This window comes from Mesorhizobium sp. M8A.F.Ca.ET.207.01.1.1 (assembly GCF_004794715.1).
GTDB lineage: Bacteria > Pseudomonadota > Alphaproteobacteria > Rhizobiales > Rhizobiaceae > Mesorhizobium.
This window is the reverse complement of record NZ_SRUS01000006.1, coordinates 74373-94094: the sequence shown is the minus strand read 5'-3', so window position 1 is coordinate 94094 and position 19722 is coordinate 74373. Positions and strand designations below refer to the sequence as shown.

The following is a 19722-nucleotide window of genomic DNA, read 5'->3' as shown; positions in this document are numbered from 1 at the left end:
ATGGTGGCCGGGTTTCCATGACCGTTCGATTTGCTCATTATCCGATCGGCTTGGCATTCGCCACGACCGCGATCGTGCCGGCCTTCGCCGCCCCGGAATGTCTCGCCAATGGAAAATCCTATCCGGTCGGACAGGTCGCCTGCCTGACGGTTGCCGACCAGAGTCATTTGGCTCGCTGCGACATGGTGCTCAACAACACATCCTGGACCAAGGTTGGCGATAGCTGCCCGGCAAACACCATGGCGCCGCACCTGCACGTCACACCGATCTCGACACCCGCGCCAAGCATGGTCCCGACGGAGCCAACCGAAAACTAATTTTCTCCTGGATTGCCTCGTCCTCGGATCGAGACGAGCCTCGATAGGCCGGCGTTGTCCGTCATTACCATGCCGACGTTCTTCGCTAGAGAAGCCAAGCAGTTGGCTTTTCGTCCGCTACACGGATCGCTCCTCGGCTCGCCGCATGGTGACGGGGAAAGAGCCTACTGATCGGCGTTGCTGCCCTTGGTCAGGATGTCGTCCGCCAGCGAGATCGCGGTGCGGCGGTCGGCTTCGCCGGCCGCGGCGAACGCCTCTTCCTGCATGCCGCGGATCCAGGGCTGATCGGTCGGCGACGCACGCTCCAGGGCCGCGGTCATCATCGCCAGGCCGCGCACGATCTTGCCGCTCTGGAACAACAGGTGGCCAAGCGTCGCTTGCGCACCGGCATGGCCCTTCTCGGCGGCGAGCTGGAACCAGCGCCCGGCCTGCTTGACGCTGGCCTTCACACCGCCCTCGCCCTTCAGGAACATCTGGCCCATCTCGAACTGAGCGTTCGGATTGCGGTAGTTGGCGGCGGCGCGCATGTAATATTCCTGCGCCGCCACCTCGTTCTCGGTGACCGGGCTGCCGGGAATGCCAGTGCGCAGATAGTCGCCGAGCGCCACCAGCGCGTCGGAGACATAGCTTTCTTCCGGCGAGCCGGGCTCGACGTCCTGGTCGACGATCTCCGAGAAGAACTTGAAAGCCTCATAGTCGTCGCGGGCCACGCCGTCGCCCTCGGCATACATGCGGGCAAGCTTCCAGGTGGCGCCGATCTGGCCGTTTTCGGCGGCATATTTGTAGGCCTCGGCGGCCTGCTCCTTGTGGCCGCTCTTGTAGGCGGAGAACCCGAACTGAAACACTGCCCAGGGGCTCGACTGCGGCTTCACGCCGGTCTTGTCGTCGAACACCTTGTCGTCGAAGGCCATGGCCTGGCCCACGGCGCCAAAGATCGCAACCGCGACCAGTGCCGGAAGGACAGATGACCTCAACAACTCTGGTGTTGACTTCAACAACTCAGATATCCGCATAGCAGTGTGTTTCTTTCGCACCGCCCGGATGGGTGACCGCGCCATCCCTGGCGGACCCTACCGTCTGTGCGTATTTCCATATCGCGCCCGACTGATAGTCGGTCGTGCGCGCCTTCCATGTCTTCGCTCGTGCCGCCAGTTCGGCCTCGGACAGCGCTACGTCGATCGTTCCGTTCACCGCGTCGATCGAGATCACGTCGCCATCCCTGATGAGGCCGATCGGGCCGCCAACCGCCGCTTCCGGGCCGACATGGCCGATGCAGAAACCGCGCGTCGCGCCCGAGAAACGGCCGTCGGTGATCAGCGCCACCTTGCCGCCCATGCCCTGGCCGTAGAGTGCCGCCGTCGTCGACAGCATCTCGCGCATGCCAGGACCGCCGCGCGGTCCTTCATAGCGGATGACCAGAACCTCGCCTTCGCGATAGGCGCGGTTCGTCACCGCCTCAAAACATTCCTCTTCCGAATCGAAACAGCGCGCCGGGCCGGAGAATTTCAACTCCGCCATGCCCGCGACCTTCACGATCGCGCCTTCAGGGGCAAGATTTCCCTTCAAACCCACGACACCGCCGGTTTGGGTAATTGGTCTGTTGGCCGGGCGGACCACATCCTGATGTTCATTCCAGGCAACGTGCTCCATATTTTCGGCCAAAGTACGGCCAGTGACCGTCAGGCAATCGCCATGCAGATAGCCGTGGTCGAGCAGCGTCTTCATCAGCAGCGGAATGCCGCCGGCCTCGAACATGTCCTTGGCGACATATTTGCCGCCCGGCTTGAGATCGGCGATGTAAGGCGTCTTCTCGAAGATTTTCGCCACGTCGAACAGGTCGAACTTGATCCCCGCCTCATGCGCGATCGCCGGCAGATGCAGCGCGGCATTGGTCGAGCCGCCGGTGGCCGAAACAACGGTCGCCGCGTTTTCCAGTGCCTTAAGGGTGACGATGTCGCGCGGGCGGATGTTTTTGGCAATCAGTTCCATGACCTTTTCGCCCGAGGCGAAATTGAAGCGGTCGCGCATTTCGTAGGGCGCCGGCGCGCCGCAGGAATAGGGCAGCGCAAGACCGATTGCCTCGGCGACGGTGGCCATGGTGTTGGCGGTGAACTGGGCGCCGCAGGAACCGGCCGAAGGACAGGCGGTCTGCTCGATTTCAAGCAGCTCGGCGTCATCGATCGTGCCGACCGAGTGCTGGCCGACCGCCTCGAACACATCCTGCACGGTGATCTGGCGGCCGCGATAGCTGCCGGGCAGGATCGAGCCGCCATAGATGAAGATCGACGGCACGTTGAGCCGCACCATGGCCATCATCATGCCGGGCAGCGACTTGTCGCAGCCGGCTAGGCCGACCAGCGCATCGTAGCAATGGCCGCGCATGGTGAGTTCGACCGAATCGGCGATGACTTCGCGCGACACCAGCGACGACTTCATGCCCTGGTGGCCCATGGCGATGCCGTCGGTGACGGTGATGGTGCAGAATTCGCGGGGCGTGCCGTTGGCGGCTGCCACGCCCTTCTTGACCACTTGCGCCTGGCGCATCAGCGAGATGTTACAGGGTGCTGCCTCGTTCCAGCAGGAGGCGACGCCGACCAGCGGCTGCGCGATTTCGGCCGCCGACAGGCCCATGGCATAGAGATAGGACCGGTGCGGCGCACGCGCCGGACCGACAGTCACATGGCGGCTAGGGAGCTTAGCCTTTGAAATGACCTTGGCGTCCATTCTCTTCCTTGCCGCGGGCGGTGCGGCCTGCCCCATCGCCGAGCCTTTTGGCACGTGTCCCGAGACGAGTTCGAGGTGCGCCGGGTTTATGGCGGGAAATGGGCAATTTCCTCGGCCTGACCTTTAGCGCAGGGGTTGTTCAGAAAGTGTTGCCAAAACGTCACAATCGCACGAGGCGGCCCAAGTGCGGCTTATATGCAACGCAGCTTGTATGATGGGGCCAGCGACGACGTCGGCACAAACGAAAAGGCCGGGCAATGCCCGGCCTTTTACTAAAACTTTCAAACGCTTAGAACTTTATCTTGACGCCGCCGGATATTGCCGTGACCAGATCATTGCCGAAGTCGTAACTCGCGTCGTCACCTGCAACATAGCCATTGTCCCCGGCCACTATACCTGAGTGACCGCTGGTCAAGACGCCTATTGCGCCAGCTACGCGAAATTCAATGTTGGGCTTAGGCGTGTAGGCAACACCGCCGCCAAGTGTCCACGTATCGGTCTGCGCTCCATAGCCGTGCGAAGTGCCACGATCCCATGAAAGCTGACCAGCAGCGCTCCACTGATCGTTAAACTTGTGGCCAACGCCGCCTGAGATCGTCCAGCCATCACGATACATCAGATCGAGTGAGGTTAACTGTGCAGAGTGCAGTTTGTCGCCCGTGACACAGAGCGCGTCGGGAGTACCCACCGCACAAATTGGAACGCTCTGCAGGACACTCCAATTGACCCACTTGACGGAGCCAAAAGCCAACCACCCAGGAGCGATGCCAGATTGCAATTTGAATTCAACAACATCCGGCATATATTGCGTGGAGCCGTAGATCGGAATTATGCCCTGGCCAACACTGGTCAAATCGAGCGTACCCTCGATGTTATCGAGCTTAACCTTCGAGTTATAGACGAGGCTCGCGCGCAGTGCGATGTCTGGGATTTCATAAGCGAGGCCAGCGCGCCAGCCCCAGCCAGTGGTCGACAGATCGACACGGCCCGTCGGTGACGGCCCAAATGGGTTGAAAGCCACAAGACTTTCCTTAAAGCCGTAGACCTTTTGATAGAACACACCGCCGATAAAGCGAAGCTGACCTTTGCCCGCATCCATCTTGTACGAGCAGGTGCCCGCGTAGTTATCGCTCTTGATGTCGGTCTCTATGTTTGAAACTGCGCCGTTCCACATGCCTGGCGCGGAATGTGCTCCCCAAGGTTGGGAATAGTCGACCATGCAATCGACGCCCGGAACGACCTGCGCCTTAACACCGATGCGCGGCACCCAATAGCCCTCCGCTCCATCAGCCGAGGTGCCCAAGCCGAGATTGAATCCGCCCGGCCCCTTGGCATTCTCGTATTTGCGATCGGGCATCACATAGGTTGCTTCGGCCTCCGTCGCGACCTGGGCCGGATCGAACAGTAGGTCGATATCGTAGCCGCCGCGCTCCAGACCGCCAGCATGCGCCGGGTGGATAAGCGAGCCCATCAAGGCCAACGAAAAGCACCCTGCCCCCAGCAGTGCTTTCAGACGCAAATTGCTCATGGATGTCCTCCCGAATAACTAGTGGATCAAGCTAGAACCAATTCAAGTTAACGGCGCAACAACGAATTCCCGGGCGTACATGTACATGTCCGCCAAACGCTTTTTCGACAAAATGCAAAGGAATGTCCCAAGGCCAAAAACGGCCCTGAGCACATCCAAAACGCCGAAAAGATGCACGAAAATGGCCCCAAAAAGCTCGAAAACAGCTAATTTTGAGGGGATCTGGCCCCATTGTTACATTATGGCAACAATGGGGCTAAAAGTTTCCGTTTACGTCAACATTTACGCAACGGAATGCCCATTTTTGAGGCGGTGACGCATGGGAATTCGCTCCGGGGTCATGGACGAATCTGCCCTTCAGCCGGCGTCGCGAACCCTGGTCAGCGCTACCGAAAGCTTGTCCTGCGCGGCGCGATATTCGGCCAGCTTTTCCCGCTCGCCTTCCACGATCTCGGCCGGCGCGCTGGCAACGAATTTCTCATTCGACAGCTTCTTGTGCAGGCGCGCGATTTCCTCGGTCACCTTGACCAGTTCCTTCTGCAGCCGCGCGGCCTCCGCCGTGAGGTCGATCAGGCTGCCAAGCGGCAGGCAGATCGTCGCCTCGTTGAGCACGATCTGTGCCGACCCCTTGGGTGCCGCATCGGCGAGCGAGATGTCACCAACACGCGCCAGCCGCTTGATCGCTGAGTCCTCGCGAACCAGCCGTTCGCGCGTCACGTCGTTGGCGCCGACCACCACGAGCGGCGCTATTGCCGCTGGCGGCACGTTCATCTCCGAGCGCACCGAGCGGATACCGGAGACGAGATCGACCAGCCAGTTGATGTCGGCGGCCGCTTCAGCATCCTCGAAATCCGGCGACGGCCATGCGGCATGGCACAGCAGCGAGGCGCGTTCCCTGCCCTCACCCGCCGTCTGCGCCCACAGCTCTTCGGTCATGAACGGCATCATCGGATGCAGGAGCTTGTAGATCTCGTCGAGCACGAAGGCGACGCAGGCGCGGCTCTCGGCCTTGGCGGCCTCGTCCGTGCCCATGAATACCGGCTTCAGCAGTTCCAGATACCAGTCGCAGAACAGGTTCCAGACGAAGCGGTACGCGGCTCCCGCCGCCTCGTTGAAGCGGTATGAGGTGATGCCGTCGGTGACCTCGCGTGCGGCGCGTGTCAGCTCGGTCAGGATCCAGCGGTTGACCGCCAGCTTAGCGTCGTTCAGCCAGAAATCGTCATTGCGCGCGACTTCGTTCATCTCGGCAAAGCGCGTGGCGTTCCACAGCTTGGTGCCGAAATTGCGATAGCCGGCGATGCGCGCCGGGTCGAGTTTCACGTCGCGCCCCTGCGCCGCCATCACCGTCAGGGTGAAGCGCAGCGCGTCGGCGCCATATTCGTCGATCAGATCGAGCGGGTCGATGACGTTGCCCTTCGACTTCGACATCTTGGCGCCGTTCTTGTCGCGCACCAGCGCATGCACATAAACGGTGTGGAACGGCTCCTCGTCCATGAAGTGCAGGCCCATCATCATCATGCGGGCGACCCAGAAGAAGATGATGTCGAAGCCGGTCACCAGCACATCGGTCTGGTAGTAGGTCTTCAGTTCCGGCGTCTGGTCCGGCCAGCCGAGCGTCGAGAAAGGCCACAGCGCCGACGAGAACCAGGTGTCGAGCACGTCTTCGTCGCGCGTCAGGATCTCGCCCGGCTTGAAGTTCTCCAGCTTATCCTCGACCCAGGCCTTCCAGGGGCCTTCGAGCGCCAGATAATATTCGATCGCCGCGCCCAGCGCCTCTTCCTCGGACTTCTCGACAAAGACGCGCCCATCCGGTCCGTACCAGGCCGGGATCTGATGTCCCCACCACAGCTGGCGCGAAATGCACCAGGGCTGGATGTTCTCCATCCAGTCGAAATAGGTCTTCTCCCAGTTCTTAGGCACGAAATTGGTGCGCCCCTCGCGCACCGAGGCGATCGCCGGCTTGGCCAGTTCCGCCGCGTTGGCGTACCACTGCTCGGTCAGGTACGGCTCGATCGGCACACCGCCGCGGTCGCCATGCGGCACGGCGTGGCGATGCGGCTCGACCTTGTCGAGGAAGCCGCCGGCCTCCATCAGTTCGACGATCTTCTTGCGGGCGACGAAACGGTCGAGACCGTCGAGCTCGTCCCAGACAGCTTGCCGTTCCGGCGTCGCCTCGAGGCCCGCCAGGAAGTCCTCGTTGTCCTTCAACTTGACCGCCGCCTCGACCGTCAGGATGTTGATCGCCGGCAATTGGTGGCGTTTGCCGACCTCGAAGTCGTTGAAGTCATGCGCCGGCGTGATCTTGACCGCGCCCGACCCCTTTTCAGGATCGGAATACTCGTCCGCCACCACAGGTATCTTGCGGCCAACGATCGGCAGGACGACATTCTTGCCGATGAGATGTTGGAACCGCTCGTCGTCGGGATGCACGGCGACAGCCGTGTCGCCCAGCATGGTCTCGGGGCGCGTCGTCGCCACGGTGATGAAGGTCTGTGGGTTTTCCGGATCGAAGGTCGCGCCTTCGACCGGATAGCGGAAATGCCAGAGATTGCCGTTGACCTCCTGCTGCTCGACCTCGAGGTCGGAGATGGCGGTCAACAACTTGGGGTCCCAGTTCACAAGGCGCTTGTCCTTGTAGATCAGCCCTTCCTTGTAGAGGCTGACGAAGACTTCGAGCACCGCCTTGGACAGGCCTTCGTCCATGGTGAAGCGTTCGCGCGACCAGTCGGCGGAGGCGCCCAGACGTTTCAGCTGGTTGAAGATCAACCCACCCGATTCGGCCTTCCACTCCCACACTTTCTCGATGAATTCTTCGCGCGTCAGATCGCGGCGATGGATCTGCTTTTCCATCAGCCGCCGCTCGACCACCATCTGCGTGGCGATGCCGGCATGGTCCATGCCGGGCTGCCACAGGACGTTCTTGCCGCGCATGCGCTCGAAACGAACCAGAATGTCCTGCAGCGTGTTGTTGAGCGCATGGCCCATATGCAGCGACCCGGTGACGTTGGGCGGCGGAATGACGATGGTGAAGGCCTCGGCCCCCTCTTCCGCTCCGGCGCCGGCGCGGAACGCGTCGGCTTCCTCCCACATCTTGGCGATCTTCGGCTCGACGGTCTTGGCGTCGTAGGTCTTTTCAAGCATGGGAAAACGGTCCGCGCTGTCGGGAATTTTGCTGGTTCGGTGTAAATCGGAAGGTCTTGGCCAAGTCAACCACGAGGGCAGCCTGGGATCGTCACAAGCAGATAGGCGCGGACCTATTCATTTCAACAGAAGGCCGCGCGGCGATCGCATCTTCGCCGCGAGGCATCGCTGCGAACGAGCCCGGGGCTCCCGCGCCTTCATTGTCAGCGACCCCGATGGCAATTTGATCGCCTTCGCCAGTTCGGCAACCAACGGCCGACCTCGTCACAACGAAAAACGCCGCCTCAATGGCGGCGTTTCTTCTGGAACTTAGGCCTGGACGCTATTGCGCCCCGCGTGCCACGCGCTCGATCTCTTCGCGCACCAGCCTTTCGACCAGCGTCGGCAGATTGTTGTCCAGCCAATCCTGCAGCATCGGCCGCAGCATTTCCTCGGCCATCTCGTCGAATGTCTTCTTGCTGCGGCTTGCAAAGGCGTCGGACAGTTCGCCGAAGGCAGCCGCAACCTGCCGTCCAGTGTGTTCGGAAAGAATTGCGGGACGCACCGCATGCGCTTCGTTCGCCGCCGCGCGCGCCTGAGCCGTGCCCGTTGGAGCATCGTTTGACGAAGACCGCTCGATCGCAGGTTCCGCCGCCGACTCGCTCGCCGACACATCCGGCTGGGGCGATGGGCGGATGCTCCGCTCCGGCATCGCCTTGGCTTGCTCGCCAACCGCCGCGATCTCGCGACGCCAATCGGCGACGATGGCTTCACTTGTCGCAACCTCGACGGGAGCCGCCGGCGCGTCGCGGCTGGCGGCAGGCGCCGGCTCGGCGGCAACCCGGGCGCTGACCTCAGCCAATGTCGTCGGCGTCCTGCCCGCAGCCGGATCGGCACGTGGCGGCGTTTCGGTGCGTGCTGTCGCCGGCAGTATGGCTGGCGTCTGGATTTCCGCCATCGCGACGGGCTTCCTGACCTCGGGGACGGCATGCAGTTCGGCGCGGAACGCATCGATATCCGCAGATGGAACAGCACTCGGCGCGGGCTCCAGGTCCTGTTGCAACTCATCGGCGTCGCCGGGCTGCTTGCGGCCGTTGTCGCTGTCTTCGATGATCCTCCTGATGGAAGCGAGTATCTCTTCCATGGAGGGTTCGCGCTGTGCGCTGCTTGCCGTTGCCATCGTCACATCCGCCGCCCTTGTGACCCGTTGCAGGTTTCCGCTCCGGCAAAAGCCGGATTCGAATCATGGCGACAGCGTAACCGACGGATCGCCGCACGAGAATCCCCAATCTGGGGACATGTGGGATTTCAACAGATTAGAGCGATTCCGCCAAAGCCGTGTGACGGTTCCCGTTAGCAACCACCAGAAGGACAACGACAATCCTGTGTTCCCGTACGAACCACTCAGCCCGGAAACGCCGTTCGAACGAAGGGCCTAGCGGCCATCCGGCGTGCGCAGGCCGATCCACTTGTCCTTGACGGCGTTGTAGTGTTCCTCCGGCTTGTACTTCGTCACCGCCAAGCCAAGCCGGTCGACCGACAGGCGGCCCATCGCCGACAGGATGGCATAGCTTGCCACCACCACATCGCGTTCGTAACCAGCGTGGTTGATCTTGGCGGTGATGACGGCGGCTTGCGCATTGAGCACGTCGAGCGTCGTGCGCTGGCCGACATTGCGCTCCTCGATGACGCCGTTCAGGGCCAGTTGGGCGGCGTCGATCACCTGCTTGTTGGCGGACGCGCTTTGTTGCGCGGCGGTGTATTGGGACCATGCCGTGGCGACGGCCTGGCGCACCTGGTCGCGGCTGACGTCGACCTGGATACGCGCCTGCCCCAGCGATTCCTTGTTCTGCCGCACGACCGCCGAGGTTCGGCCGCCCGAATAGATCGGAATGGTCAGCGTCGCGCCGATATTGGCCGACGTCGAATTGCCGTTGGAACCTGACAAGTCGGGGATGGCGTTGCGGTAGTTTTCCGAAACGCCAGCCGAAGCCGACAACTGCGGCAACAGCGCGCCCTCGGACGATTTCACCGAAAATGCAGCGGCATCGACCAGATGCTGGGTGGCAAGGATGGCCGGGTGTTCGGCCGATCCGATGGCGATCGCGGCGTCGAGGCTCGACGGCAACAACCTGCCCAATGGCGAAGCGGCCTTGAGCTTGCCGGGCTCGTCACCGACCACCTGGTGATAGGTCGCGGCGCTGGCCAGCGCCTGCGCGCGCGCAGCGCTCAGCGCTGCCACCGCGGAAGCGCGCGAGGCATCGGCCTGCGCAACGTCGGTGCGCGTGCCTTCGCCGACCTCGAAGCGCGAGCGTGCGGCGCGCGCCTGCTCGGTCAGGAACTGCAGGTTCTGCTCGGTCAGCACCGCGATCTGCCGGTCGCGAATCACGTCCATATAGGCCATGGCCGCATTGAACAGCGTGTTCTCCTCGGTATTGCGCAGGCTTTCAACGGACGCCTTGACCTGGGATTCGGCCGCCGCGACATTGTTCCTTGTCTGAAAGCCGTCGAACAGCGACTGGTTGATCTGGATGCCGTAGCTGCCGCTTGTCAGCTTCGAATTGCCGCCGCCATTTGCCCGGCGCGTGTTCGTATAGTCGATGTTGGCCGAGCCGGTGATCGTCGGGCGCCAGCCTGACTTGGCTATGGCCACGCTCTCGTCGGTCACGCGCACGCCGGCACGCGATGAATTTAGTGTGGAATTGTACTGATAGGCTTTTGCAAGGGCACCGGTGATGGTTTCGGCCGATGCAGCCAGTGGGGACAGCGCGGTCGCCGACACAAGGACGGCGGTGAAAAGTGACTTGCGTACTGACGGCACGGTTTAACCCTCATTCGTTTTCCATGGGAACCGCGCCGCACCAGCTTCTCTTCCTGAGCAGCCCGAACGGCGTGTTTCATGTTCCCTGTTGCTCAGCCCAAAGTGCCCCCAGTCTGGGATCAGCAACGATCGTTCAAATGCAAGCGACCATGACAAAGCCTTTGCTGCAAGGCCAAATCATTCAGAATTCGAAAGCATGCTCACGTTCGAATCCGGGTAGTGGCTTAATTGCCGCATTAAATGCCCTTCTCCCGGTTACAACCCCCCCCGCCTTGAAAAAAAGCCGCGCCACGCCCGAATTGCCCTGACCCTCGACCGCAACCAGGCGGCCGCCTTCGGCGAGCTGGTCGAGCAGCGACGCCGGCACTTTGGCGACACTGCCGCCGATGAAGATGACATTGTACGGCGCCTTCGCCGCATGGCCTTGCGCCAGAGCGCCCTGGACCACGGTCACATTGCCGCAGCCCAGGCTGGACAGGGTCGACGCGGCGGTTTGCGCCAATGCCGAATCGCTTTCGAGCGCCACGACGGACCTCGCCAGGCGCGACAGGATCGCCGAAGCGTAGCCGGTGCCGCAGCCGACATCGAGCGCCGAATCGGTCACACTGATCTCGGCCAGTTGCATCAGCTTGGCCAGCGGCGAAGCCTCCATCAGGTAGCGCGAGCCATCGGCGCTGTCTGCGATGCGGATGTCCTCGTCGATATAGGCGAGATCGCGCTGGCGATCGCCGACGAAAACCTCGCGCGGCACGGAAAGCAACGCGTCGAGCAGCGGCGCGCTGGTCACGTCGGTGGTGCGGACCTGACCATCGACCATCTTGACGCGAAGTTCGGAGAAATCAGCGCTCATGTCCCAACCAATCTGCTTGCCGCGTCAGAATCGCGGTTCATGTCGACCGGAACTTCAGGCTCCGGCGCTGACGCGCGGGAGCCCGGGTATTGGAGGCCTCGCCCGGAATCGAACCGGGGTGCAAGGATTTGCAGTCCTCTGCGTAACCACTCCGCCACGAGGCCTCGTTGCTCCCGGCGTTCCACCCGGTTCCAATAGGTTGCGGCGAAAAAGCCGTCAAGCGGCCACGACGTATTCCGAACGGTTTCGTCTGCGCCGGCTGCAGCCCTGTCAGTTCGCCGTCATAGCCACCCGCTCACATTCGCAATCCGTTAAGCATGGCGGATGATCGAGCGAAACTCCGCGCTCCGGCTTGCGTTGTGAAACGGGAGGACTGCGCCATGACCCTGGCCAAACCGAACGACGAAACGAACGAAATGGAAAACGTACCGCTGCTGGGGTGCGAGGACTTAGTGCGCTACGCCATCGACTGCCTGAGAATAGAAGGCACAGGCAGGCTTTCACCGCGTGACCGCGCGCGTCTGGCCTCGGCTTCCGCGGTCCTGAAGCAGATCAGCGAGGATTTGAAGGCAGGCACGCAACCGGATTTGGAGGAACCTGGCACGGAGGAACAGCGCCAGAATTGATTCTCTTCGGAGACCACCGCCATGCCAGATGTATCGGCCGCTCAATCCGGCCGGCGTCGCCGCTCCCACCAGACGACCAAGCGGCGCCGGTGGCGGCGCACCATGGCAAATTCGTAGGAGAGCACCAGCAGTCCGAGCGGCACCATCCAGAACCCAAGGATCGGCAAGAAACCGAGAATGCCGCCAATGGTCAAAAGCACACCGATCGTGATTCTGAGACCGCGCGACTGCGGCATGGTGAATTCGCGGCCGAAAACCGAGATCTTTCGTGCTGCTATCCGGTTTTCGTCCGCTGCCGTCATCGCGAAGAACTGCCTGTCTGGGGGCTCGATAATGTCATTTTACGAAAAGCCGCGACCGCCCTTTCGGTTCCGTGCCGTCGCCAAGACGGCTAATATGAGGGCGGCCAAGGCCGATTGCGAGAAACCGCTGCGCGAAAAAGTCTCGGAAAAATGCGAAATGCTTCTTTGCAAAGCCGAAACGGGTTTGCTATAGGCTGCGCCACTTGCTCAAAGAGCCTCCGTTCCCCGGTAGCTCAGTGGTAGAGCAACCGGCTGTTAACCGGTTGGTCGCTGGTTCGAATCCGGCCCGGGGAGCCAACATTTCCAAGGTCCGTTCCGGACACATAGGTTACGGTTTATACCAGAGACATGGGTAACACTTTTGGCCCGACGGGGTTTTGGAGTGGTTCGAGCCTGCATGTCTCATCATCGAAGTATCCCAAATCGTAGGCCATGAAGCTCGCCAGCCAGATATGGTCTTCGACCTGTTTGCCAACGGTCTGGCCGGCGAAGACGAGGCTGAGATTGATCTTCTTGCAGTCGGAGCCCCGGAAAGGCCGATTGCCTAAGAGGAGCGCCTTGACGGGCTGTGACAGCGACACCTCTGGCCGCTGCCGTTGCCCCAACTAGGCGGCTACCCCACCGCGGCCTGATTTGGTGCCGCTCATCCAGGGGAGCGGAGCAAGCGGCTCCTGCAGGATCTTGACGGATCTCGCGAACCCAGCGACGGCATCGCGCGCGACCGACAGGGGTATCTGACCGTCGTAAGCACGCTGGCAAGCCCGGAAGGCCGTCTCGAAAATCGGGCCCCGACGTTCCCGCGGCCACTCGTCCAGGAAATCGAATGCGTGATCAAGACTTCCTATTTCTTGAATGAACTGACCATTCCTAACCAACACTGGTCGATCGAACGTCCTGTCGCCCATATGGTCCTCCATTCGGTTGAGCGATTTGGTTTGCTGGTTCAGCTTTTCACGCAACGGCATGCTCAGGCTCCGCGAACATGCCGCCATCTCCACATCCGGGCGGGACACCGGCATAGGCCGGAACCGGCGGCGGATCATCGTCATCGTCATCCCGCCAGGGGTATCGCAGCCAGCTACGCCTCGTTTTGTTTCGACGCCGGCCTGAAGACGGACTGCGGTCAAACGGTGCCCTGGCCGGCGGCTTGCGGCCAATCTCGTCCAGGGTGTGGAGCGCAAGAAGAATCTCGCTGACTTGCGCAACGGCACCGCTGTCCAATTGGCGTAGGGTGGGATTGTCAGGAACCGCATTGGCGTCTGAAGCCCAGAAGGCGAGCAAAGCCCTCTTCTCGCCGACCGTCATGTCCTCGTTCAGGACGTCCTCGGGCGTACGCAAGGCAGCGAATTCCTCTGCGTGATCTGTCAGTCTGAATTCATGAACACAGTCAGATTCGTATCTCATCTCCATTCTCCGCGATCTGTGCCTCCCGGCCAGGCCGGGAGGCGGACCACAGACTGAGGTTGCCAGTATCAGGCGACCTTGCGTTGCAGCTCTGCATCCATGGACTGCTTGCTGCCGCTCTCCTGAAGCGGAACCGCTCTGGCTTCGGAGCGGATCTCGATGCGCCGAGGCTTGAGTTCCTCGGGCACTTCGCGGACCAAGTCCACCGACAGCAGGCCATTATGGATATTGGCCGCCTTGACCTTGACGTGGTCTGCAAGTTTGAACACCTGCTTGAAGTTGCCTATCGCGAGGCCGCGGTGGAGGATTTCCAGATTTTGCTGATCAGGCTTCCTCTGTCCGATTACGGACAATTCAGGGCCGTTCTGCACAAGGTCCACTTCGTCAGGACCGAAGCCGGCGACGGCCATGGTGATGCGATAGTCGTTGTCGCCATTCTTCTCGATGTTGTAGGGAGGCCAGTCGGAGCGGACGTGTTTTCGAGCATGTCGAACAGCCGGTCGAAGCCGACGGTGGTGCGGTAAAGAGGGGAATAATCAAAGCTTCTCATAGCCATATCCTCCGTGAAGCAACATGGTTTACGGGTCGCCGCAGCGCTGCTGCGGCGCGGTATGTCGAGCCGAAGCCTCGACGGAAAACGATCTGGGAATCACGGTTTTTTTGTTCAAGAGGTCGCCCAAAAAAATTTTCGGAGCGGCACCACGGCCATTCAAGATCGGGCATGCGCCAGACTTTTGCGGTGAAAGCATTCCGGTTGGAAGCGGGTGAGGAATATGGCTCGGCAAGTGCGCGCCAGGTTCCGCCTCTGGTCACGAGCGGCCTTGCACGCTGCCGCCGCCGCGCGATAGATGCGTTCGGTCAAGGGAGGACATCATGCGGAAAATCCTGGTATCGGCATTGCTGCTCACGGCAGCGTCGTTCGCGACCGGCGCTCATGCATTGGACAGCGGCGGAACCCCGGTCGTCGTGACGCCGCTCGCATCACGCACCACCACGGCATCCGGCCAGCCGATCACGCTGCCGCAGGAGAACGTGCAGGTGCTGGTCTCGACCTATGACATCGCGCCCGGCGCGACCTTGCCGGTCCATCGCCATCCCTTCCCGCGCTACGCCTATGTCCAGGCTGGAACGCTGAAGGTCACCAATGTCGAGACCGGCAACAGCAACACCTACAAGACCGGCGATTTCATCGTCGAAATGATCGGGCAGTGGCACCAGGCCACCAACATTGGCGACGGGCCGGTCAAGCTCCTGGTGATCGATCAGGTCGAGGAAGGCGCCAAGAATACGGAATTGCGCCAGTAGCCGCCAGGCTGCAGGTGCCCCGAGGACGGGAAGGCAATGCGCCGCCCGCCCCTCGCCTCGCGGCAGCCCCAGCGCTTAGCCCCAGGCGCCAACCGGCTGCCGGGTCGCTGCGTTCAGCCTGTTGAAGGCGTTGATCAGCGCGATCTGGATGACCAGCGCGGCAAGGGCCTTTTCATCATAATGGCGGGCCGCTTCGTCCCAGACATCGTCCGGCACCGCGTCCGGCCGGTCGGCCAGTCTGGTGCCGGCTTCGGCCAGCGCCAATGCCGCACGTTCGGCGTCAGTGAAATACGGCGTCTCGCGCCATGCCGCCAGCGCAAAGATGCGCTCGTCCTTTTCTCCGGCCTTCTTCAGTTCGCGCGCATGCATGTCGACGCACACGCTGCAGTTGTTGATCTGGCTGGCGCGCAGATGAATGAGCTTGCGCGTCACATAGGGCACGTCGGCCGCCTCGGTCGACTTGTCCAGCGCCAGCAGCGCCTGCACCGAACCGGGGATGAGCATCACCGGGTTCTTGATCCTTGCTTGCATGGTCGTTCTCCTTTTGAATTGTTTCTCCGGGCGTGTTTTCCCGGCCCGGACGACTCGCATCCAGGGTTTCGAACTTGATGAAAACTGTTGGCTGCCCGCCGCGTATCAGGCCTGTTTTGCGGTAACCTGTTCGAGCCGTTCGAGAATGCGCGGCCAGCCACTTCCCATGCCGATATAGCCACGCTCGTCGGCCGGCCGGAATCCCGACTGCTCCATTCGCACCCGGGTCGCCACTCCCTCGGGCGTCAGTGACCATGTCACCACGGTTTTCAACCCACTGTCCGATTCCGTCCCATCGCCCCAACTGTAGGCCAGCAGCCGCGGCACCTCGACTTTCAGCACCACGCAGTTCGTCACGCCAGACCATCCGGGAACTGGCGTCGCGCGGAATGTGAAGCGATGCCCTTCTTGCGCCGCGAAGTCATTCTGCATGAGCCATTCGCCGACGAGTGCGGGCACGGTCAGTGCGCGCCATATCTTTTCCGCCGAATATGGGATCAGCCTTTCGACGACGATCGATTTGGTTTCCGTCATGCCTTGCTCCTCTCGTTGTTGTCGTCGCGCCACGCACGCGCAATCAATAACCTGCCAGCTATACATTACTCATAACCATGCAGTTATGCAACAGTCAAGAATGGAATCTGCCATCTGGTCCAAATGGCGGCGTAGGTTCACGCTTTCGCGTCAGCCGTCGTGGTGCTAGGGCTCTCCACAACATGATGAACTGGATCGCCCCTTGACCACGCAAACTCGCCCGCCGCTGATCGAAATCTGTGTCGAAGGCATCGATGGCCTGCTCGCCGCGCAGGCCGCCGGCGCCGACCGGGTCGAACTCTGCGCCAGCCTGGTCGAGGGCGGCATTACGCCCAGCCTCGGCACGGTGCGCGCAGCGCTCGACCAGGCGACCGTGCCGTTCCACGTCATGGTGCGGCCGCGCGGCGGCGATTTTCTCTACAGCGAGACCGAATACCGATCGATGCTCGCCGATGTCGCCGCGCTCAGCGAACTCGGCGTGCCCGGCGTGGTGTTCGGCTGCCTGAACGCCGACGGCACCATCGACGAGAAGCGCATGGGCGAATTGACCGAGGCCGCAGGCGCCTTGAACGTCACCTGCCACCGCGCCTTCGACATGACGCGCGATCCGGCCGAGGCGCTGGAAGCGCTGATCCGCTGCAAGGTTGGCCGTGTGCTGACCAGCGGCCAGCGCGACACCGCGATCGAGGGCTTGCCACTGCTGGCGGATCTGGTGCGTCAGGCCGACGGGCGCATCATCATCCTCGGCTGTGGCGGGCTCGATCTCGGCAACATCGCCGAGGTGCGCGCAAGGACCGGCCTGGCCGAAATGCACTTCGCCGCCCTCAAGGACGTGCCGAGCGCCATGCGCTACCGCAATCCCAAGGTCGGCATGGGCGGCTCCGATCTCGACCGCGAGTATCGCAACACACTGACCGATACACCGCTGGTGGCGGCGACGATCACGGCGGCCAAGGCATGACCCCTCCGATAGACCGCATAGCGCAGGACGACGAAGCCGCCATTCTGGCGCTCAACAACGAGCACGCCGCCGAATTGTCGTGGCTCGAAGCCGAACGGCTGTCCTTCCTGCTCGGCGAGGCATTTTATGCGCGCCGCATCGGTGATCTCGAAGCCTTCATCATGACCTTCGACCAGGATGCGAACTACGACAGCCCGAACTTCGTCTGGTTCCGCGAGCGCTACGAACACTTCATCTATGTCGACCGCGTCGTCGTGGCGGCGCATGCAAGAGGCCGCGGCCATGCTCGCCTGCTCTATCGGGACCTGTTCGACCATGCGCAGAGCGCCGGCCACACGCTGGTCACCTGCGAGGTCAACACCGACCCGCCCAACCCCGCCTCGGACGCCTTCCACGCCGCCCTCGGCTTCGCCGAAGTCGGCGACGCGGTGATCCACGGCGGCAAGAAAGCGGTGCGTTATTACGTCAGGCGGATCGCCGCCTGATCCGGTGGCGCTCGCCATCGGCGGCGCTCACTCACCAATTGCGGTTGAGCCATTCACGCGCCGGGCGCTCGATGAGGTAGTAGCTGCTGAGCGCGCAGGCAAAGACGCCGGCCAGCATCGGCCATGGGTTGGTGCCCTGATCGTAGACGAATTTGTAGAAGGGCTGCTGCCACAGATAGAGCGAATACGACCACAGGCCCAGTGTCGTCATCGGCAAGGATGACAGCCATCCCGACAAGAACCTCGTGCTGAAATCCAGCGCGTTGACGGCAATCGCCAGCAACGGCACCGCGACCAGGTAGTGGATCGGTGTCGGCACGGCGTCCATGAACAGGAAGACCGCGCCGGCAGCCGCCGCAACGGCGACATAAGGCCCCTTCAGCAAGGACGGCAGCTTGCCGTCGGCCTTGAGCAGGCAGATCGCGGCCGACAGCAGGATCGAGGCGATGTGCACGTCGGTGCGCCAGTATGTGGTTTCATAGTCCATGTGCAGGAACCAGTAGGAAGCCGCGCCATTGGCCATGGCCAGCGCAGCCAAGACCAGCAGCAGCGGCACGACACGGCTTCGGCTGGCAACGATTGCGCTGATCGCCGCCAGGATGATGTAGGCATGCTCTTCGATGCAGAGCGACCAGATGTGGTCGAGCGCGCCGGCCCGGTTCAGGAGAATTCCGGCATAGTTGTAGGTGAATGTCAGCGCCGTCACGGCCGCCTTCCATTTGAAGCCGATGAACGTGCCGGAGAGCGCGACCATGGCGAGGACGACAAAGACCAGAAGCGCCGGATAGATGCGCGAGAAGCGGCGTTTGAAAAATTTCTTCAGTGGATAGCGTTCGATGAACAGGATTTCGGCCATCAGCCGGCCGCTGAGCACGAAAAAGAATTCGACACCCAGCACGCCCAGATTGATGCCGGGAACGGGGAAAAAATGCCCGATCAGCACCAGGGCGATCGACAGGCCGCGCCAGCCATCGAGATAGGCCAGTCTTGTCCTGGCCGCCGATCGGTCGGCGATCGCTCGGGACGGAACCAAATGGGTCGCGGAAATTTCGGACATGCCGATCCCTCGCATTGGCATGCGAAAGGGCACGGCGGTAAGGATTCCGAACCCGGCTCGCATTCCCGCCCCAACCCATACTGCAGTGCAATATGAATTTGTGCAAGTGCGAGATTGTCGCCAATGCGATTCCCTAGCAAGCATGGGCCGCAATTGCTTCAAGCAGAGGATGGGACGCAGCGCCGGGGGTCTGGGCAGCTACACGGCGCAAGGAAAGAAAAAGGGGCCGCGACAGCCCCTTTTTGTCCGCAATCGATCTTGCGTCAGGCGTTGGCTGCCGCCACCGCGCGCTTGGCCATGACCGCGATCAGATTGGCGCGGTAGTCTGATGAAGCGTGGATGTCGCTCATCAGGGTCTTGGCCGGCACTTTCACGCCATTGAGCGAAGCGGCATCGAAGCTCTTGGCGAGTGCCGCCTCGATCTCCTTCGAGCGGAAAACGCCGTCGTCGCCGGCGCCGGTGACGGCAACACTGACGCCGTCCTTGCCCTTGGCCACGAACACGCCGACGATCGCGTAGCGCGAGGCCGGGTTGCGGAATTTTTCGTACGCGGCCTTTGCCGGAGCGGTGAAGGAGACCGCCGTGACGATCTCGCCATCCTTCAAGGCGGTTTCGAACAACCCCTTGAAGAACTTGTCGGCTGATATCTCGCGCTTGTTGGTGATGATGGTGGCGCCCAGCGCCAGCAGCGCCGCCGGATAATCCGCCGCCGGATCGTTATTGGCGATCGAGCCGCCGATCGTGCCCTTGTGGCGAACCGCCGGGTCGCCGATCAGCGACGCCATATGAGCAAGCGCCGGGCAGGCCTTGCGCAGCTTTTCGTCATTGGCGACGTCGAAATGCGTGGTGGCAGCGCCGATCGTGACCGTCTTGCCGGACACCTTGACGCCCTGCAACTCCTTGATGCGTGACAGGTCGACCAGATCGGAAGGGGCCGCCAGCCGCGTCTTCATGGCGGGGATCAACGTCATGCCGCCCGATAGCAGCTTGGCGTCCCCATTTTTCACGAGCTTGGCGGCTTCAGCGACCGAGGCGGCACGGTGATAGTTGACTGCGTACATGGGATCCTCCCCTAAGTGGTCAGGCAGTAGTGAGCAGTCAGTAGGGAGCAGGGAATGGCCGCCGGAGGTGACACGGTGCCCTATTCGCTACTCACT

Annotated in this window: 19 protein-coding genes, 2 tRNA genes and 1 pseudogene; 6 read left to right on the top strand and 16 right to left on the bottom strand. The window is 62.0% G+C overall.

What is annotated here, in order from left to right; all coding sequences use genetic code 11:
• The first annotated feature begins 17 nt into the window (after positions 1-17).
• Positions 18-317, top strand: a complete 300-nt coding sequence (locus tag EN850_RS18805) for a hypothetical protein (protein WP_136092007.1) — start codon at positions 18-20, stop codon at positions 315-317.
• Between the two features lie 164 nt (positions 318-481).
• Here the strand turns inward: EN850_RS18805 and EN850_RS18800 are convergent, their stop codons facing one another.
• The 8 genes from EN850_RS18800 to EN850_RS18765 all read right to left on the bottom strand — a co-directional run bounded on the left by EN850_RS18800 (position 482) and on the right by EN850_RS18765 (position 11524).
• Positions 482-1330 (bottom strand): tetratricopeptide repeat protein, encoded by an 849-nt coding sequence (locus tag EN850_RS18800; protein ID WP_127279924.1) that lies wholly within the window; start codon positions 1328-1330, stop codon positions 482-484.
• Complete coding sequence (gene ilvD, locus EN850_RS18795; protein WP_127872667.1) at positions 1317-3041, bottom strand: dihydroxy-acid dehydratase; 1725 nt, start codon at positions 3039-3041, stop codon at positions 1317-1319. Before ilvD ends, EN850_RS18800 begins: the two co-directional genes overlap by 14 nt.
• 289 nt (positions 3042-3330) lie before the next feature.
• Entirely contained in the window at positions 3331-4569 is a 1239-nt protein-coding gene (locus tag EN850_RS18790) for an OmpP1/FadL family transporter (protein WP_127278526.1), read from the bottom strand.
• A 357-nt stretch (positions 4570-4926) separates the two neighbouring features.
• The gene (locus tag EN850_RS18785) at positions 4927-7710 is read right to left on the bottom strand and encodes a valine--tRNA ligase (protein WP_136092006.1); all 2784 of its coding nucleotides are present in this window, start codon (positions 7708-7710) and stop codon (positions 4927-4929) included.
• A 322-nt stretch (positions 7711-8032) separates the two neighbouring features.
• The gene (locus EN850_RS18780) at positions 8033-8869 is read right to left on the bottom strand and encodes a PopZ family protein (protein ID WP_135880544.1); all 837 of its coding nucleotides are present in this window, start codon (positions 8867-8869) and stop codon (positions 8033-8035) included.
• A gap of 255 nt (positions 8870-9124) precedes the next feature.
• Positions 9125-10510, bottom strand: coding sequence for a TolC family outer membrane protein (locus EN850_RS18775; protein ID WP_136092005.1), 1386 nt, complete (start codon positions 10508-10510; stop codon positions 9125-9127).
• Positions 10511-10691: 181 nt separating this feature from the next.
• Entirely contained in the window at positions 10692-11360 is a 669-nt protein-coding gene (locus EN850_RS18770; protein ID WP_135915762.1) for a protein-L-isoaspartate O-methyltransferase, read from the bottom strand.
• Between the two features lie 90 nt (positions 11361-11450).
• A tRNA-Cys gene (locus tag EN850_RS18765) sits at positions 11451-11524 on the bottom strand.
• Positions 11525-11740: 216 nt separating this feature from the next.
• Here EN850_RS18765 and EN850_RS18760 point away from each other — a divergent pair.
• Entirely contained in the window at positions 11741-11986 is a 246-nt protein-coding gene (locus EN850_RS18760; RefSeq protein WP_136092004.1) for a hypothetical protein, read from the top strand.
• Between the two features lie 41 nt (positions 11987-12027).
• On the opposite strand, the gene EN850_RS18755 is transcribed toward EN850_RS18760, so the two are convergent.
• Positions 12028-12288 carry a hypothetical protein gene (locus EN850_RS18755; protein ID WP_127872671.1) on the bottom strand — a complete coding sequence of 87 codons (261 nt, stop codon included), beginning with the start codon at positions 12286-12288 and terminating at the stop codon, positions 12028-12030.
• 222 nt (positions 12289-12510) lie between these two features.
• Here EN850_RS18755 and EN850_RS18750 point away from each other — a divergent pair.
• A tRNA-Asn gene (locus EN850_RS18750) sits at positions 12511-12585 on the top strand.
• Between the two features lie 308 nt (positions 12586-12893).
• Here the strand turns inward: EN850_RS18750 and EN850_RS18740 are convergent.
• From EN850_RS18740 to EN850_RS18730, 3 genes and pseudogenes are all read right to left on the bottom strand, one after another.
• Positions 12894-13193 (bottom strand): DUF982 domain-containing protein, encoded by a 300-nt coding sequence (locus EN850_RS18740; protein ID WP_127872729.1) that lies wholly within the window; start codon positions 13191-13193, stop codon positions 12894-12896.
• 46 nt (positions 13194-13239) lie between these two features.
• The gene (locus tag EN850_RS18735; protein WP_136092003.1) at positions 13240-13692 is read right to left on the bottom strand and encodes a hypothetical protein; all 453 of its coding nucleotides are present in this window, start codon (positions 13690-13692) and stop codon (positions 13240-13242) included.
• A gap of 68 nt (positions 13693-13760) precedes the next feature.
• A pseudogene (locus EN850_RS18730) lies at positions 13761-14242 on the bottom strand (Hsp20 family protein).
• Between the two features lie 323 nt (positions 14243-14565).
• On the opposite strand from EN850_RS18730, the gene EN850_RS18725 reads away from it, so the two are divergent.
• The gene (locus tag EN850_RS18725) at positions 14566-14997 is read left to right on the top strand and encodes a cupin domain-containing protein (RefSeq protein ID WP_136092002.1); all 432 of its coding nucleotides are present in this window, start codon (positions 14566-14568) and stop codon (positions 14995-14997) included.
• Positions 14998-15072: 75 nt separating this feature from the next.
• Here the strand turns inward: EN850_RS18725 and EN850_RS18720 are convergent, their stop codons facing one another.
• On the bottom strand, positions 15073-15528 hold the full coding sequence (locus EN850_RS18720) for a carboxymuconolactone decarboxylase family protein (RefSeq protein WP_127872673.1): 456 nt from the start codon (positions 15526-15528) through the stop codon (positions 15073-15075).
• Between the two features lie 105 nt (positions 15529-15633).
• Entirely contained in the window at positions 15634-16062 is a 429-nt protein-coding gene (locus tag EN850_RS18715; RefSeq protein ID WP_127279182.1) for an SRPBCC domain-containing protein, read from the bottom strand.
• A 202-nt stretch (positions 16063-16264) separates the two neighbouring features.
• On the opposite strand from EN850_RS18715, the gene EN850_RS18710 reads away from it, so the two are divergent.
• Positions 16265-17023, top strand: a complete 759-nt coding sequence (locus EN850_RS18710) for a copper homeostasis protein CutC (protein ID WP_189521750.1) — start codon at positions 16265-16267, stop codon at positions 17021-17023.
• On the top strand, positions 17020-17508 hold the full coding sequence (locus tag EN850_RS18705) for a GNAT family N-acetyltransferase (protein ID WP_135880552.1): 489 nt from the start codon (positions 17020-17022) through the stop codon (positions 17506-17508). Before EN850_RS18710 ends, EN850_RS18705 begins: the two co-directional genes overlap by 4 nt.
• Positions 17509-17539: 31 nt before the next feature.
• On the opposite strand, the gene EN850_RS18700 is transcribed toward EN850_RS18705, so the two are convergent.
• Both EN850_RS18700 and EN850_RS18695 read right to left on the bottom strand, forming a co-directional pair.
• Positions 17540-18565, bottom strand: coding sequence for an acyltransferase (locus tag EN850_RS18700; RefSeq protein WP_136092001.1), 1026 nt, complete (start codon positions 18563-18565; stop codon positions 17540-17542).
• 263 nt (positions 18566-18828) lie between these two features.
• Complete coding sequence (locus EN850_RS18695) at positions 18829-19626, bottom strand: xanthine dehydrogenase family protein subunit M (protein ID WP_136092000.1); 798 nt, start codon at positions 19624-19626, stop codon at positions 18829-18831.
• Positions 19627-19722: the final 96 nt, after the last annotated feature.